Origin of the sequence: Mesorhizobium sp. AR10, assembly GCF_024746795.1 — a bacterium.
In the GTDB taxonomy this organism is placed as follows: Bacteria; Pseudomonadota; Alphaproteobacteria; order Rhizobiales; family Rhizobiaceae; genus Mesorhizobium.
Genome location: NZ_CP080524.1, coordinates 1,788,147 through 1,802,718, shown reverse-complemented (window position 1 = coordinate 1,802,718; position 14,572 = coordinate 1,788,147). Strand labels below are relative to the sequence as shown.

The window sequence follows — 14,572 nt, the reverse complement described above, 5'->3', positions numbered from 1 at the left end:
TTTTTGTAGCGTCGATTCGAACGCAATTCCGGGGCGGGCCATGGAAGGCGAGCATCAAATCTATCCGATCCCTGCAGAATCCGGGGCATAGCGAAAGCCATATGCCCCGAAAGACGGACCAAGCTCCTCTCATCACGGTGATCACGCCGACCCACAATCGACGTGATCAGGTCGTGCGCGCCGTGGAGAGCGTGCTGGCGCAGAACCTCACCCGCTTCGAGCATATCGTCGTCGATGACGGCTCGACCGATGCGACGGCGGCGGCGCTGGCCCGCATTCACGATCCGCGCCTCATCTATGTCGGCGCGAAATGGCGGGGTGCCAATGCGGCCCGCAATGCCGGCATCGAGCGAGCCCGGGCTCCCATCGTGACCTTCCTCGATTCCGACGACGTCTACTTGCCAGACCGGCTGCAGCGAACGCTAGCGCGCTTCGACGAAAATCCGTCGCTCGAAGTCCTGATCAGTTCGTTCGTGTCCGTTAAGGGTGGTCGCAGCACCAAATGCGTCAACCGCGAGGCCTTCCTGACCGGAAACTCGCTGGAAAGAGCTTTGGTCGCACAGGCCATCTTCATCGCCGGCTCCGCGATTACCGCGCGGCGCGAGTCCCTGCTGGCGATTGGCGGCTACGACAGCGACATCGCGCGCATGCAGGATCGCGAATTGCTGCTGCGCTTTGCCCGGCGCAGTGGGGCGCAGCTGTCCGAGGACATCGACTGGAAAAAATACAATTCGGAGAATTCCATTTCCGGCCAGCGCGACGGCTATGTCGAAGCCTATGCAAACCTGATCTGCAAACACCCCTATATCGTCGACCGCTATCCCGACATTCCGCCTTACATGATCGCGCGCCAGATCATCGCAGACGCGATGAAAGGCAGGGTTTCGCAGGCATTCGCCGGTTATCTGGCCAATCGCTCGTCGAAGGCGCTTGGCTACTCGCTGCCGCAACTGCTGCGCGGATACGTCGGTGGCCGGCGCTGGCGCCGCGATCTCTACGTTGAGTTTCGCGACAAATACGGTGCCCGGCCCGCCTAGACCAAGGATCCCGAACCGAAGGTTCGGAAAAGATCTGGTTCAACAAGAACATAGACCTTATCGATCGAGCTCGGGAAAATACGGATCTGAAAAAAACCGGCGGTCGCGTTCGCCCTGCAGACAGTCGATGGGCGCCGTTGCATCGATCCGGACCATTGTGGGATCGGCAATGCCGCTCACCTCGAGAATCAGCTTGCGGCGTATGGCGGTCGTGAATTCGGAAGCCGCATAGATCGGCAGCACGAAGGAACCCGGCCCGCCGATGACGCAGTCGGCATAGTACCGGTCGAGATGGCTGAAGGTCGGCGACGGGCTGATCAGGATCGGCAAGCCGTTGATGACGATTCCCTTCGCCAGCGCCGCATCGCGGGTCGCTGCTACGGGCAGCCCGATATTGTTGGGGCCGTCGCCTGAAATGTCGATGACGCTGCGCTCTCCCTCGAAGGCGGTTGCCTCGAACAGCATGGCGCCGAAGGCGAGCGCGCCGGAAATCGAGGTGCCGCGAAAGCTCCGGAACGGGCGGGCTTCGACCTTGTCGGCGAAAGCGTTGGCGCTCTCACTGCTGTCGATGACCTGCCAGGCAATGACCGCATCGTCGCGGATGGTGCCCGCCCATTCGAAGTAGGTGAGCGCGATGCGGCCGGTGGACCCGGAGCGCACGGCCTTGATGAAGTCGGGATGGCGCAACGCTGCGACATAGCCGGCGCGCTGCAAGGCGAACTCATTTTCATCCATCGACTGCGAGATGTCTACCGCCAGCACCAGTTCGACATCGACGGCAATGGCGTCGGCCGGGGCAGCCACAGGCGTTGCCGGAGGGCAGGCAAGGCAGGCAAGCAGGCTGAGGGTCTCAAGCATCGCCGCACCAGGATGTTTCCATCCGGAATCTTGGCCGTGATCGCGGCGAAATAAAGCCGCTTCTATTTCTTTCGCTGGGTGACGGCCGGCGGTGGCTCGATCGCACCGGCCCTGACACGGACAGGTTTAAGCGTTGAACCGCCGGTATCCCTCACGATCGTCAAGGAGCGTGGAAAGAAATGCCTGTTATGCTGGCCGCGCCCGATGTTGAGGATTGCGGCACCGGCGAGGCGCGTCTCCAGCATCGCCAGTACCCGCCGCAGCGTCGCCCCGTCGAACGTATCCAGCGCCTCGTCGATGATCACCCATTTGGGCCGCAGCAGAGCGAGCCTGGCAAAGGCAAGCAGGCGCTGCTCGTCATCGCCCAACTCACGCTCCCATCGCGCCGAACGGTCGAGCGAGGACGACAGACGCTCAAGACCGACCTCGGCAAGCACCGCCGAGATGTCGGCATCCGTCGTGACCGCGCCATCGGCGTGGTTGAGCACCTCGCGAAGGGTGCCGAGCGGGAAATAGGGGGTGCGCGGCACGAAAGCCGGCGCCTCTGCGGCCGGCATGCCGATACGCCCGCTTCCCCACGGCCACAGACCGGCAAGCGCGCGAAAGAACAGCGTCTTGCCGGCGCCCGGCTCTCCGGTGATCATGACGCGCTCGCCGACGCGGATTTCGACATGCGGCTCCGCGAGCTTCGCGCATCCGTCCGCCGAGGCAACCTCAAGCTTCTCGAATGTCAGGCTGCCGTCCGGGTTTTCGCCGAACGCGATGCGGCTTTCAGCGCGATGGAGCACATCGGTTTCAGCAAGCGCGATGCGGAAGTCGGCGACGCGCATCAGCGTGGCGCGCCAATCGGCGATGCCACCGATGTTGTTGATGAACCAACGCAGGGATGAATGAACCTGGTTGAAGGCGCCGACCGCCATCATCAGCCCGCCGAAGCTGATATCGCCGGCGAAATAGACCGGCGATGCGACGAGGATCGGTGCGACGACGGTGATCCAGCCATAGGTATCGGTTACCCAGGACAGATTGATCTGGGCGCTGTAGATGCGCCGCATGGCGCCGAGCACCGTGCCGAGATCGAGTTCAAGCCGCCGTTTCGCGTCGGCCTCGCCATGGGCAAGCGCGATGGCGTCGACATTCTCGTTGACGCGGACCATCGAGGAGCGCAGCTCCGCCTCGCGCGCGTAGCGATCGCTGTTCAGGCGAATGAGCGGCCGTCCGACCAGCCAGCTCAGCCAGGAGGCTATGCCGGCATAAAGGATCGCGGCCCACACCATGTAGCCCGGTATCGCCAGCGAATGGCCGCCGATATGAAAGACGAAGCCGGAAGACAGCGTCCACAAGACGCCGACGAAGGAGGCAAGCAGGATGAGCGACTGCAGCAGACCAACGCCGAGATCGGTCGAAAGGTCGGAAAGGTGGCCGGCGTCCTGCTGCATGCGCTGATCGGGATTGACGCCGATGGCGCCGGCATTCGCGAGCCGGAAAGCGCGCGTCGGCCGCATCCATTCGTCGATCAGGTCGAGCGTCAGCCCCTCGCGCAGCTTCAGCCGGATCATCTGGTTGAGCCAGGTCTGACCGACATTGAGCACCAAGAGACCGCCGGCGATGCCTGCAAAGACGAGAAGCTGATGCAGGAAACCCTGCATGTCGCGCCGTGCCAGCGCGTCGTAGAAAGGCTGGTTCCAGCGATTGAGCAGAACCTGCCCGATCGACGTTGCGACAATGACGGCGACGATACCGATGCAGACCCAAAGCAGCTGTTTGCGTACCGGCGATGTCTTCAGCGCCAGCCTGATTGTCCCCAGCTGTTCGCGGAGACTGGTGTCGATCGGCGCGGCAACAGGCACGGTGCTGGCCTTGTCGTCGCGATGATCAGCCATGAGTGAGATCCTTGCATTCGGGAGCAGTGCTGAAACCGGTCACAGGCTTTGACGGCGCATGCCCTTCAACCGGGCCACGAACCCGTTCCCGACAGATAGGGTCGGAACAAGCACAACCACGATCACGAACGTGTCAACCGCGGGGTCGACGGCGTTGCGTCTTCGGCCAGCCGGCCGAGCCTGGTGGCGCCTTGCGGCGAGAGAACCGGCACGAAGACGCGGCGGGAGGCACGCTGGGCGACCGGCACGCCTTGATAGAGCCGCTTCTGCGCCTCGACCACGATGACACCGGAAAAGATTGGCCAGAACCGCCGGCCGACGCGTTCCAGCACATTGTGGAACTGCATCAGGAAGCGCCGCCGGGACGGCGGGAAGAACAGGGCATCGGACCATGCCGCCGGCGTGAAATTCGTTTCGCGCAGCAATTCGGTGAGCTGGCCGCGCGAGAAGGGCCGGCCATTGCCGAATGGCGTATGTTCGAACCGGGCCCAGACACCGCGGCGGTTGGGCACGACGATGACGACACGGCCGGCGGGCGACAGAACCCGCCAGATCTCGTTCAGCGTCTCGCGCGGATTCTCGACATGTTCGAGCGAATGGACAAGCAGCATGCGGTCGATGCAGGAATCGACCAACGGCAGTTCCTCGTCGAAGACGAGTGCCGTCGCGGTCGGACCGGTCGCCGGCCAGACCACCGCGCCTTGCGTCGCCGGCATGAAGGCGAAGACGCGCTCCGCATCGGCGCCGAACCGTTCCAGCCACGGCAAGGTGTAGCCGAGGCCGACCAGCCGCTCATTGGGCACAACAGCCCATATCGAGGACAGCGCCATGGTGATCGAGCGTTCGGCCAGGCGCCCGAGCGTTGTTGAATAGAAGGAGCGGAGATCAACGATATCGGAATGCATGGGCGGGACGGTAGCCGCGATGCTCATCGAGTTCAACAAACCTGAATTCTGGATGACATTGGCGGGCAAGCGCCCTATGTCTGCGGCGACAAGGGAGAGATGAGATGCCGGTCGAAATCGAACAGTTCATGTGCCGCAGCGACAATTTCGGCGTGCTGGTGCGTGACCCCAAAAGCGGCCAGACCGCGATCATCGATGCGCCCGAGGAAGCGCCGATCCTGGCCGCGATCAAGCGCACCGGCTGGACGCCGACGATGATCCTGACCACCCACCACCATGTCGACCATGTCGAGGCCAACCTGGCGCTGAAGGAGCGGTTCAAGCTGCGCATCGTCGGGCCGGAGGCGGAACAGGCAAAGATCCCCGGCATCGACGAGACCGTCGAGCACGGTTCGATCGTCTATCTCGGCGAGGAGAAGATCGATGTCATCGCCACGCCCGGCCACACGGCAGGGCATGTCTCCTATCATCTGCCGGCGTCGAAAGTGGCCTTCACCGCCGATACGCTGTTCGCGCTCGGTTGTGGACGGCTGTTCGAATGCAAGCCGCCGGTGATGTACGATTCGCTGAAGAAGCTCGCAGCCCTTCCGGCTGAGACGGTCGTCTATTGCGGCCATGAATACACGCTCGCCAATGCCCGCTTCGCGCTGACCGTCGACCCGACCAATTCGGCGCTGAAGGAACGTGCAGCCAGGATCGAGGCGCTGCGTGCCGACGGCAAGCAGACGCTGCCGACCACGATCGACGAGGAGCTGTCGACCAATCCGTTCCTGCGCTGGCACGACCCGGCAATCCGCAAGCATCTCGGCATGGAGACGGCCTCCGACGCCGACGTGTTCGCCGAAATCCGCAAGCGCAAGGACAATTTCTGAGCGCGATGGTATTTTCGAACGCCATCTTGTTTTGGACCCCCCCATCTTGTTTTGAAAGCAATGACGAGTTCCGCTGAAATCATCGCCATCCTCGGCCTTAGACCGCATCCGGAAGGCGGCTGGTATGCCGAGACCTTTCGCGACGGTGCGGAAGGGGGGCGTGGTCATTCGACCGCGATCTATTTCCTACTGGAGCAGGACCAGTTGTCGGCGTGGCACCGGGTCAAGGACGCGGCCGAGGTCTGGCACTTCTATGCCGGCGCCCCGCTGGCGCTGTCGATGCACCAGGAAGACAGTTCCGTCATCGAGCAGGTGCTCGGCACGGCATTGGCCGCTGGCGAGCGGCCGCAGATCGTCGTGCCGGCGGGCTGGTGGCAGTCGGCGCGCAGCCTCGGCGAATGGACGCTGGTCGGCTGCACCGTAGCGCCGGGCTTCGATTTCGCGGCCTTCGAGATGGCCGAGCCGGGCTGGAGTCCTATGCCAGCAGGAAGCCCAGGGTGATCCCCAACTGGGCGGCGTAGTAAAGCGTCCAGACCGCGTGGCGCACCCAGGCGCGGTGCGGCGAGATGGCGGGCATCAGGAACTTCTCCGTGGCAAGCAACCCGTCGGACGCCATGAACAGCACGGCGCCGCCGATGACCCAGAGATTGCTCGTGGTCAGTGCTGAAATGCCCATTGCAAGGATTGCCGCGACATAGACGCTGACCGGAACACGCAGGCCCGGACCGACGCGACGCCAAAGTGCGAAAAGCATGACGAGCCCGAACACGACCATCGCCACGGCAATTGCTCCACGCCAGGACTCGGCGCCGAGCAATCCTGCTCCGCCGCGAGAGCGCAGGAACAGCGCGACATAGGCAAAATGCGCGGCAAGAAAACTGGCCAAACCGCCGAGAAAAGCCTTGTCGCCGTCGCGCGACAGGAAGGCGTCGCCGATGGCGCTGAGCACCAGCGCCACGACCAGCAGCCATAGGCCGCCCTGCAGCAACGCCAGCACGCCGAGCATCGCCACGGCCAGCGTCTTGACCACTGAGCGCGCAAGTGTCGGCCGCATGTCCAGGGTGAAGGCGTAGATCACCGCCGCGACCAGCGAAAACGCCAGCGTAGCATTGGCGTTGGCGTCGATGCCGCCGGGAAACGGCATCATGCCTTGGCCCCGCTCGCCGCCGGTTTGCGCAAGAACAGCGATTTCGCCGCCAGCGCTGCCCCGCCGGTGATGAGCACGCAAGCAGCAAGAATGCGCAACGACGGCTCGGCGACGCCGGCTGATATCAGCACCAGGGTCGATAGCAGCGGTGCGGCATAGCTCGCCGCCCCCAGCACCTGGATGTTGCCGCGCTTGACGCCGATATCCCAGGCGTAGAAGGCCGCGCCCACTGGCATCAGCCCGAGGCCAAGCACGGCCAGCCACTGGCCGAGGCCGTCAGGCAGCACCGTCTGTTCCAGCACAAGGTGGCAGACGAACGAAAGCGCTGCCGTCGCCGCGCAGAACCAGGTGACGATGCTGGTCGGCACCGAGGGGAACCTACGCGACAACAGCGAATAGGACGACCACAGCACCGCGCAGACGGCGGCCATCGCATAGCCGAAGGCATAACGCGCATCGAAGGCAAGTCCGCCGCCCTTGGTGACGATCAGGACGGTGCCAGCGAGGCCAAGCAATGCGCCGACGACATGGTTCCAGGCCAGCTTTTCGCCCGGCATCAGCGCCGACCCGAGCACGATCAGGAGTGGCCACAGATAGGCGATCAGGCTGGCCTCCGCCGCCGGCGCGTTGCGCAGCGCGGTGAAGTAGAAGAAGTGGTAGCCGAACAGACCGGCAATGCCGATCACCCAGACTTGTGGCGGTACCCTCTGGCTGTTGCCGGCGGCCGGCGTGAGCAGCCGCGCGACAAGCCCGACGCCGGTGCCGATGGTGAAGGTGATGGCCGAAAGCAGGAACGGCGGCACCTCGCCGGACGCATCCGTCAACAGGGCCAGCAGCGCCCACATGGCCACCGCCGAAAAGCCGATCAGTGTTGCGCGCCCCATGCCCGTCTCCGGCGGCGCACGATGGCGCCTCTGGCAATTCCAGGAAAAGTGTCTGACGGTTTTCCGTCCGGAATTGCGTAAAAACAAACTAGTTTATTGCTTCGAAACGCCCAGCGCTGACGGTCAGGGTGCCGATTTGCGTGCCGACCGTGGCGTGGATCGGCGCATATACGCCGGTTTGGCCGAGCGGTGCAAACGTCACCATCATGCGGCTGCGGTTCTTGAGATAATTCAGCGCCTTGCGGCCCTTGCGGTAGCCCGCCACCGGCTGAAAACCCATCCTGCAGGTGACCGTATCGCCCTTGTAGCCGGGCACCGAGATCGACCCTTTCGAATCATAGGTCAGCGTCAAATTGGCGCGCATCTCGCCGTCGTAGAACTTCACCGTGCGCCCGCAGACCTTGTCGAGGCTGTCGGCATGGATGACCGTGGCGGCCATCGGATCGAGCACCGATGCCAGGTCGCTGCTGCCCAACGGCACCCAGCTCTTGGGATCGCCCTTCTTCGGCGCCGGGATGACCTGGGTGGCGGTAACAGCGCCATTGGCAAAACGGATATCGACCACCGAAGCCTTCTTGCCCGACGTATAGTCGGCGCGGAAGGCCTGCGGCCGCATCTGTTTGCCCGAAATGGTGCCTTTCGACGAGATCGTGCCCTGCGTGTCGTCGAACAGTTTGGCGAGGCCGGCGCTGGAGACGCTGCCATCGATCGAATAGGTGTTGCCTTCGTAGTGGCTGGAAAATGTCGCCCTCGCCACCGAAAGACCGAGGATCGACACCGTATACTCGCCCTTGAAGGATTGCGGTGGGGCGGCAGGCGCTGGCGTGGCGGCGGCCGTTGCCGTGGGCAAGGCAACGGCAAGCAAGGCAACAAGAGCAGGTGACGGACGAAGCATGGCGGGGATCGGTCCTCGATTTTTCAGTCGGAGGCGGGCAACTCCAGACTGGCATGTCCCTGTGCGATCGCTTATAGGCTGAATTTCGGCCTTTATGTGAAAGGCGCCGCTATCCCACTGGGGAGCCGGAGCTTGACGCATTGGCGAAATGCAACTATGGAACGCCAACTTTTCCAAAAGGCCGCCTGACCGAAACCGCGCGCCACCCGGCGCGGGTACAAAGGTTTGGCCAGACCGAGAACTGAAGGTTAGAACCATGTCCCGCACCTGCGAACTCACTGCCAAGGCAGTTATGTCCGGCAACAATGTGAGCCACGCCAACAACAAGACCAAGCGTCGCTTCCTGCCGAATCTCGTCAATGTGACGCTGATTTCGGAAGCGCTGAACCAGAACGTGCGCCTGCGCATTTCGGCCAACGCGCTGCGTTCGGTCGAACATCGCGGTGGCCTTGATGCGTTCCTGGCCAAAGCCGACGCCAAGGAACTGTCGCAGCGCGCGCGCCTGCTGAAGAAGCAGATCGCCAAGAAGCTGGCCGAGCAGACCGCCGCTTAATCTTTCAGGCGGGGGACAACCGCCTTCCAAGGAGCGTAGTCCGCAGGTCGGGCAGCGCTTCGCTGGTTCCATTACCCAGGATAAAAAAATGAATTCCTTCTCGCGATACCTGCCCTTCGTGGCCGCCATGGCGCTTGTCGTGGTGGCGTCGAACATCCTCGTGCAGTTCCCGATGCAGGGCCAGGTCGGAGGACTGTCGCTTGCCGACATCCTGACCTGGGGTGCCTTCACCTATCCCTTCTCCTTCCTGGTCACCGACCTTGCCAACCGCCGCTACGGCCCCGCCGTGGCGCGCAGGATCGTCTTTGTCGGCTTCATGACGGCGGTGGTCTGCTCGATCCTCATCCCGCCCTTCCTGTTCCGCCACGGCCTGATCGAATTCGAGACCGCCGCCGACCGCCTGGTGCGCATTGCGGCTGCGTCCGGTGCGGCGTTCCTGATCGCGCAACTGCTCGACGTGACCGTGTTCAACCGGCTGCGCCGGCAGAGCTGGTGGCGCGCGCCGATCCTCGGCACGCTGGTCGGCTCGGTGTTCGACACCGTCGTGTTCTTCACCATCGCCTTTTCTGCGGCCTTCGCCTTCGCCGGCCCGAACGACGGCTTTGCGCTCGAAGCCGCGCCGCTGATGGGCGTGCTGCCGGTCGAAACCATGCGCTGGATCTCCTGGGCGCTCGGCGACCTTTCGGTCAAGCTGATCATTGCCGTTGTCGCGCTGATCCCCTATCGGCTGCTTGCCGCTCGTTGGAGCCAGCCGGCGGTCGCGGTATAGGTCGTGATCCCCTGGGTCCAGCTCGACTCAGCAAAAACGCCGGATGGCGAACAGGAATTGCGCCTGAAGCGGCGCGGCACTGAATTCTCGATCATGCTCGGCTCGAATGAGTTGATGAACAGCCGCCTCAGCGGTTCCGAGGAAGCGCTGGCGAGATTGTCTTGCAAAAGGATTGGCGATCGTCAGCAACCAAGGATCCTGATCGGTGGCCTTGGCATGGGTTTTACGCTGCGTGCCGCCCTCGCCGCGCTGCGCGACGATGCCAGCATTGTTGTCGCGGAGTTGGTGCCGGCGGTCGTTGCCTGGGCGCGCGGCCCGATGGCCGAGGTGTTCGGCGGCTGTCTCGACGATCCCCGCGTCAGCATTCGCGAGACCGATGTCGCGCAGATCATACGCTCGGATGCGTCGGCCTGGGATGCCATCCTGCTCGACGTCGACAACGGTCCCGAAGGGATTGTCCACAAGGCCAACGATGCGCTCTATGGCGCGGCCGGCCTGAACGCCGCACGCGCCGCACTCAAGCCCGGCGGCGTGCTGGCGGTCTGGTCGCAAGGCCCTGACTCAGGCTTCACGCGGCGGCTCAAGCAGGTGGGTTTCGCGGTCGAGGAGGTCAAGGTGCGGGCCAACGGCAAGCGTGGGGCGCGCCACGTCATCTGGATCGCGGCCAACCCGGCATAGGCTTCGCCGGCCCTCAATCCTGGTGCAGGATGAATTCCAGATAGAGATTGCGTTGCAGGATCGAGTGGTTGTCGTCGGAGACCAACGACACCATCAGCGCGCCGTCGTCGCGAACCCACACGTCGAGGCCTTCCATATTGTCGATCTGGTAGGCCATGTCGGCTTCCATCAGCACCGGCCCGTCGGCGACGGCGCCCTTCTCGACGCTTTCGCCATAGATGCGCCGCAGCCGCATCTTCACGCCGCCGGCCATCGAAAAACTGCGCTCGAGAAGCAAAAGGTCGCCATCCGGCAGGAAGGCACCATCGGTGATGTCGAACTCGCCATTGCGCTTGACGGTGAAGACACCCTTGTGCGGCCCCTCGATGATTGCTGCATAGATGTTGCCGGCCTTGTCCAGGCTCTTTTCCGACACCACCACCAGCCCGCCCTCATGCTGGCCATAGGGATTGGCATGGGTGACGGTCTCGAAGCCGCGGTTCTGCCGAATCTCCCAGGCCGGAACCAGAAAATCCAATTGCCTGAACGGCGCCTTCATCTCGTCCGGGTCGATCTTGAACTGGGCGACGCGCTGGTTGCGCTCAAACCCGACAGTGGCGATGCCGTCCTTCACGGCGAGGCCTTCGGCGTCGACCTCCCATTTCTTGACGATCGGCTGACCCGATCTGTCGACCATCTGCTGCATGCGGAAATTCTGGATGCCCGAGGGGCGCTTGTCGGCGTCGTGGACCAGCGTGCCGAAGAACCAGAAACCGGTGTCGGCGACGCCGATGAATTCACCGCCGGGTTTGAGAAAGCGGAAAGCCGACAACGCACCGAAATCGCGCGAGGACGAGGTCATTTCCAGCCCGCCGACAAATTCCAGCGGCCCGAATTGTTTCTCGGCGCGGCCGATCTGGAACTCGCTGATCGGCCGGGCGGAAATCTCGATCGGCTCGACCGAAGTCGGCCCGGCAGCGATGGCCGGCCACCAGGCCACACCGAACAACGCGGTGGCGGCGAAAAGCGTTTGCCGAAAACCGCCGCGCGAAAAGATCATCCGGCGCGCCGCATCCCGCCACGCCGGGTCTCGCGTGCGCTTTCCTCGCCGAACAGCGAGGCCAGCTGCTCGGTCATCGCGCCGGCCAGTTCCTCGGCATCGACAATGGTGACGGCACGACGGTAGTAGCGGGTGACGTCATGGCCAATGCCGATGGCGAGCAGCTCGACCGGCGAGCGCGTCTCGATCAGCTCGATGACGGCGCGCAGATGCCGTTCGAGATAATTGCCCGGATTGACCGACAGCGTCGAATCGTCGACCGGCGCACCGTCCGAAATCATCATCAGGATCTTGCGTTGCTCCGGCCGGGCGATCAGGCGGTTGTGCGCCCACAGCAACGCCTCGCCGTCGATGTTTTCCTTGAGCAGGCCTTCGCGCATCATCAGGCCGAGATTGCGGCGTGCCCGCCGCCATGGATGGTCGGCGGACTTGTAGATGATGTGGCGCAGATCGTTGAGGCGCCCCGGGTTCGGCGGCTTGCCGTCCTTCAGCCATTTCTCGCGCGCCTGCCCGCCCTTCCAGGCACGGGTGGTGAAGCCGAGGATTTCGACCGAGACGCCGCAGCGTTCCAGCGTGCGCGCCAGGATGTCGGCGCAGGTGGCGGCCACCGTGATTGGCCGGCCGCGCATCGAGCCCGAATTGTCGAGCACCAGCGTCACCACCGTGTCGCGGAATTTCGTGTCGCGTTCCTGCTTGAAGGACAGCGGCTGCATCGGATCGATGACAATGCGCACCAGCCGCGCCGGATCGAGATAGCCCTCTTCGAGATCGAAATCCCAGGAACGGTTCTGCTGCGCCATCAGCCGGCGCTGCAGCCGGTTGGCCAGCCGGCCGACGACGCCGGAAAGATTGGCAAGCTGCTTGTCGAGGAAGGCGCGCAAGCGATCCAGCTCTTCCTCTTCGCACAGTTCCTCGGCGCCCACCGTCTCGTCGAAGGCGGTCGTGAAAACCTTGTAGTCGATCTCCTTCGGCAGATTGGTGAAGGGATTGTCGTTGCGGCGCGCCTCGCCGGGGGTCTCGGCATCGGCGTCGTCATCGTCCGACAAATCGTCGGCGGTGGCGTCGGACGCCTCGGTCTCGGCCGACTGCTCGTCATCGGCGGAGGCGTCGGTATCATCGGATTGCGACTGCTCGGAGCCGGAATCGTCCTCGCCGCCCTCCTCGCTCTGCTCCTCGCCTTGCGGCTGGTTGTCGTCATTGTCCTCGGAGTCTTCCGTCTCCTGGTCGTCGCCGAGTTCCTCGGCCATTTCCATGGAAGCCAGCATCTCGCGCACGACACGCGCGAAAGCCTGCTGGTCGTCGAGCTTTGCCGACAACCCGTCGAGATCGGCGGCAGCCTTTTCCTCGACCCACGGGCGCCAAAGGTCGACCAGCCGCTCGCCGCTCTTCGGCACGGCGCGGCCGGTCAGCTTTTCGCGCACCATCAGGGCCAGCGCTTCCTCGATCGGCGCGTCGGCCTTGTCCTTGACGTCGATGAGGTTGGCCCTGGCGTATTTGTCCTCGAGCATCGAGCCGATATTGTCGGCGACGCCCTGCATGGCGCGGGAACCGATCGCCTCGACGCGAGCCTGTTCGACCGCATCATAGACGGCCCGAGCCAGCTTGCCCTCCGGCGCCAGCTTGGTGTGGATGCGTGCGTCGTGGCAGGCGCGCTTCAGCGCCATGGAATCGCCGAGGCCGCGGGTAATGGCGATGTCGGCCTTCGACGCTTTCTTCGGCAATTCGGGCAGCCGGGCGCGGTTGCCGGCCAGCGCCGGCCGGTCCTTGGCGAAACCGACTTCGAGTTCCTTGTCGCCGGCGATGGCGCGCATGCAGACGGTGACGGCGCGCTTGAAGCCGTCGGCTTCAGACCCCGTCTTCGACTTGTTGCGCGTGTTGTCGCCCGGACCCGCCATCAATTATCCCTGGAGCACGATCTTGTCCGGAAAGTCATGCGACTTCCCGAAACCATGCTCTTAGCCCAGCACCACGTTTGCGGCCGATTCGGGCAGATCTTCGCCGAAGGCACGCTGGTAGAACTCGGCAACCACCGAGCGTTCCAGCTCGTCGCATTTGTTGAGGAAGGTCAGCCGGAACGCCATGCCGATATTGCCGAATATCTCGGCATTCTCGGCCCAGGTGATGACCGTACGCGGGCTCATGACGGTCGACAGATCGCCGTTGATGAAGGCCGAACGGGTCATGTCGGCGACACGCACCATCTTGTTGACGATGTCCTTGCCCTTGGCGTCGCGATAGTGCTTGGCCTTGGCCAGCACGATCGCGACTTCATTGTCGTGCGGCAGATAGTTCAGCGTCGTGACGATCGACCAGCGATCCATCTGCGCCTGGTTGATCTGCTGGGTGCCGTGATAGAGCCCGGTGGTATCGCCCAGGCCGACTGTGTTGGCAGTCGAAAACAGCCGGAAGGCCGGGTGTGGACGGATGACCCGGCTCTGGTCGAGCAGCGTCAGCCGGCCCGATGATTCCAGCACGCGCTGGATCACGAACATCACGTCCGGACGGCCGGCGTCATACTCGTCGAAGCACAGCGCGACATTGTGCTGGTAGGCCCAGGGCAGGATGCCGTCGCGGAATTCGGTGATCTGCAGCCCGTCCTTGACGACGATCGCGTCCTTGCCGACGAGGTCGATACGGCTGACATGGCTGTCGAGGTTGACGCGCACGCAAGGCCAGTTGAGACGGGCGGCGACCTGTTCGATATGGGTGGACTTGCCGGTGCCGTGATAGCCCGAGACCATGACGCGGCGGTTATAGGCAAAGCCGGCAAGGATCGCCATCGTCGTGTTCTTGTCGAACAGATAGTCCGGATCGATGTCGGGCACATGTTCGCTGGTCACCGAATAGGCCGGCACCACCATCTTGGACTCGAAGCCGAATTTCTCCTTCACCGACACCGTGGTGTCGGGCAGGTTGGCGATGTCGCGATCGACCTTGTTCATCTCTATCAACGTCTCCACGGGCGAAACGCCTGATTTCGCCGGCAATCTATTTTGTTCGGGGGCGGTCTTAGAGCCTTTTCCAACCTTATGAAAGTTGGAAAACGACACAA

Annotated in this window: 15 protein-coding genes; 6 read left to right on the top strand and 9 right to left on the bottom strand. The window is 63.5% G+C overall.

What is annotated here, in order from left to right:
* The first annotated feature begins 101 nt into the window (after positions 1-101).
* Positions 102-1,037 (top strand): glycosyltransferase family 2 protein, encoded by a 936-nt coding sequence (locus LHFGNBLO_RS12220; RefSeq protein ID WP_258607472.1) that lies wholly within the window; start codon positions 102-104, stop codon positions 1,035-1,037.
* Between the two features lie 57 nt (positions 1,038-1,094).
* Here the strand turns inward: LHFGNBLO_RS12220 and LHFGNBLO_RS12215 are convergent, their stop codons facing one another.
* From LHFGNBLO_RS12215 to LHFGNBLO_RS12205, 3 genes are all read right to left on the bottom strand, one after another.
* Positions 1,095-1,895, bottom strand: a complete 801-nt coding sequence (locus LHFGNBLO_RS12215) for a DUF1194 domain-containing protein (protein ID WP_258607470.1) — start codon at positions 1,893-1,895, stop codon at positions 1,095-1,097.
* Positions 1,896-1,957: 62 nt separating this feature from the next.
* Positions 1,958-3,778, bottom strand: coding sequence for an ABC transporter ATP-binding protein/permease (locus tag LHFGNBLO_RS12210; protein WP_258607468.1), 1,821 nt, complete (start codon positions 3,776-3,778; stop codon positions 1,958-1,960).
* Positions 3,779-3,900: 122 nt separating this feature from the next.
* Positions 3,901-4,683: a class I SAM-dependent methyltransferase gene (locus LHFGNBLO_RS12205; RefSeq protein ID WP_258609694.1), complete on the bottom strand. Its 783-nt coding sequence runs from the start codon at positions 4,681-4,683 to the stop codon at positions 3,901-3,903.
* A gap of 104 nt (positions 4,684-4,787) precedes the next feature.
* Between LHFGNBLO_RS12205 and gloB the strand changes: the two genes are divergently transcribed.
* Positions 4,788-5,555, top strand: coding sequence for a hydroxyacylglutathione hydrolase (gene gloB / locus LHFGNBLO_RS12200; RefSeq protein WP_258607466.1), 768 nt, complete (start codon positions 4,788-4,790; stop codon positions 5,553-5,555).
* Positions 5,556-5,615: 60 nt separating this feature from the next.
* On the top strand, positions 5,616-6,056 hold the full coding sequence (locus tag LHFGNBLO_RS12195) for a cupin domain-containing protein (protein ID WP_258607459.1): 441 nt from the start codon (positions 5,616-5,618) through the stop codon (positions 6,054-6,056).
* Here the strand turns inward: LHFGNBLO_RS12195 and LHFGNBLO_RS12190 are convergent.
* The 3 genes from LHFGNBLO_RS12190 to LHFGNBLO_RS12180 all read right to left on the bottom strand — a co-directional run bounded on the left by LHFGNBLO_RS12190 (position 6,031) and on the right by LHFGNBLO_RS12180 (position 8,481).
* The gene (locus LHFGNBLO_RS12190; RefSeq protein ID WP_258607457.1) at positions 6,031-6,702 is read right to left on the bottom strand and encodes a lysoplasmalogenase; all 672 of its coding nucleotides are present in this window, start codon (positions 6,700-6,702) and stop codon (positions 6,031-6,033) included. The genes LHFGNBLO_RS12195 and LHFGNBLO_RS12190 overlap by 26 nt on opposite strands.
* Positions 6,699-7,586 (bottom strand): DMT family transporter, encoded by an 888-nt coding sequence (locus tag LHFGNBLO_RS12185; protein ID WP_258607449.1) that lies wholly within the window; start codon positions 7,584-7,586, stop codon positions 6,699-6,701. Before LHFGNBLO_RS12185 ends, LHFGNBLO_RS12190 begins: the two co-directional genes overlap by 4 nt.
* Positions 7,587-7,674: 88 nt before the next feature.
* Complete coding sequence (locus LHFGNBLO_RS12180) at positions 7,675-8,481, bottom strand: DUF3108 domain-containing protein (RefSeq protein ID WP_258607442.1); 807 nt, start codon at positions 8,479-8,481, stop codon at positions 7,675-7,677.
* A 256-nt stretch (positions 8,482-8,737) separates the two neighbouring features.
* Between LHFGNBLO_RS12180 and rpmB the strand changes: the two genes are divergently transcribed.
* The 3 genes from rpmB (at position 8,738) to LHFGNBLO_RS12165 (ending at position 10,481) form a co-directional block, all read left to right on the top strand.
* Positions 8,738-9,034 (top strand): 50S ribosomal protein L28, encoded by a 297-nt coding sequence (gene rpmB / locus LHFGNBLO_RS12175; RefSeq protein WP_258607440.1) that lies wholly within the window; start codon positions 8,738-8,740, stop codon positions 9,032-9,034.
* Positions 9,035-9,122: 88 nt separating this feature from the next.
* Positions 9,123-9,803 (top strand): queuosine precursor transporter, encoded by a 681-nt coding sequence (locus tag LHFGNBLO_RS12170; RefSeq protein ID WP_258607428.1) that lies wholly within the window; start codon positions 9,123-9,125, stop codon positions 9,801-9,803.
* A gap of 3 nt (positions 9,804-9,806) precedes the next feature.
* A complete protein-coding gene (locus LHFGNBLO_RS12165) occupies positions 9,807-10,481 on the top strand; it encodes a hypothetical protein (protein ID WP_258607420.1) in 675 nt (224 codons plus the stop codon).
* 13 nt (positions 10,482-10,494) lie between these two features.
* Here the strand turns inward: LHFGNBLO_RS12165 and LHFGNBLO_RS12160 are convergent, their stop codons facing one another.
* Genes LHFGNBLO_RS12160 through cobS form a run of 3 tightly spaced genes read right to left on the bottom strand, consistent with a single transcriptional unit; the run spans position 10,495 to position 14,462 of the window.
* Positions 10,495-11,520 (bottom strand): esterase-like activity of phytase family protein, encoded by a 1,026-nt coding sequence (locus tag LHFGNBLO_RS12160; protein ID WP_258607419.1) that lies wholly within the window; start codon positions 11,518-11,520, stop codon positions 10,495-10,497.
* The gene (cobT, locus tag LHFGNBLO_RS12155) at positions 11,517-13,415 is read right to left on the bottom strand and encodes a cobaltochelatase subunit CobT (RefSeq protein ID WP_258607417.1); all 1,899 of its coding nucleotides are present in this window, start codon (positions 13,413-13,415) and stop codon (positions 11,517-11,519) included. Before cobT ends, LHFGNBLO_RS12160 begins: the two co-directional genes overlap by 4 nt.
* Before the next feature lie 60 nt (positions 13,416-13,475).
* The gene (gene cobS, locus LHFGNBLO_RS12150; protein WP_258607406.1) at positions 13,476-14,462 is read right to left on the bottom strand and encodes a cobaltochelatase subunit CobS; all 987 of its coding nucleotides are present in this window, start codon (positions 14,460-14,462) and stop codon (positions 13,476-13,478) included.
* Positions 14,463-14,572 lie beyond the last annotated feature (110 nt).

Bases quoted from the DNA above. Each gene is read 5' to 3' on its own strand.
- LHFGNBLO_RS12220 (WP_258607472.1), top strand. From the start codon at position 102: ATGCCCCGAAAGACGGACCAAGCTCCTCTCATCACGGTGATCACGCCG.
- LHFGNBLO_RS12215 (WP_258607470.1), bottom strand. From the start codon at position 1,895: ATGCTTGAGACCCTCAGCCTGCTTGCCTGCCTTGCCTGCCCTCCGGCA.
- LHFGNBLO_RS12210 (WP_258607468.1), bottom strand. From the start codon at position 3,778: ATGGCTGATCATCGCGACGACAAGGCCAGCACCGTGCCTGTTGCCGCG.
- LHFGNBLO_RS12205 (WP_258609694.1), bottom strand. From the start codon at position 4,683: ATGCATTCCGATATCGTTGATCTCCGCTCCTTCTATTCAACAACGCTC.
- gloB (WP_258607466.1), top strand. From the start codon at position 4,788: ATGCCGGTCGAAATCGAACAGTTCATGTGCCGCAGCGACAATTTCGGC.
- LHFGNBLO_RS12195 (WP_258607459.1), top strand. From the start codon at position 5,616: ATGACGAGTTCCGCTGAAATCATCGCCATCCTCGGCCTTAGACCGCAT.
- LHFGNBLO_RS12190 (WP_258607457.1), bottom strand. From the start codon at position 6,702: ATGATGCCGTTTCCCGGCGGCATCGACGCCAACGCCAATGCTACGCTG.
- LHFGNBLO_RS12185 (WP_258607449.1), bottom strand. From the start codon at position 7,586: ATGGGGCGCGCAACACTGATCGGCTTTTCGGCGGTGGCCATGTGGGCG.
- LHFGNBLO_RS12180 (WP_258607442.1), bottom strand. From the start codon at position 8,481: ATGCTTCGTCCGTCACCTGCTCTTGTTGCCTTGCTTGCCGTTGCCTTG.
- rpmB (WP_258607440.1), top strand. From the start codon at position 8,738: ATGTCCCGCACCTGCGAACTCACTGCCAAGGCAGTTATGTCCGGCAAC.
- LHFGNBLO_RS12170 (WP_258607428.1), top strand. From the start codon at position 9,123: ATGAATTCCTTCTCGCGATACCTGCCCTTCGTGGCCGCCATGGCGCTT.
- LHFGNBLO_RS12160 (WP_258607419.1), bottom strand. From the start codon at position 11,520: ATGATCTTTTCGCGCGGCGGTTTTCGGCAAACGCTTTTCGCCGCCACC.
- cobT (WP_258607417.1), bottom strand. From the start codon at position 13,415: ATGGCGGGTCCGGGCGACAACACGCGCAACAAGTCGAAGACGGGGTCT.
- cobS (WP_258607406.1), bottom strand. From the start codon at position 14,462: ATGAACAAGGTCGATCGCGACATCGCCAACCTGCCCGACACCACGGTG.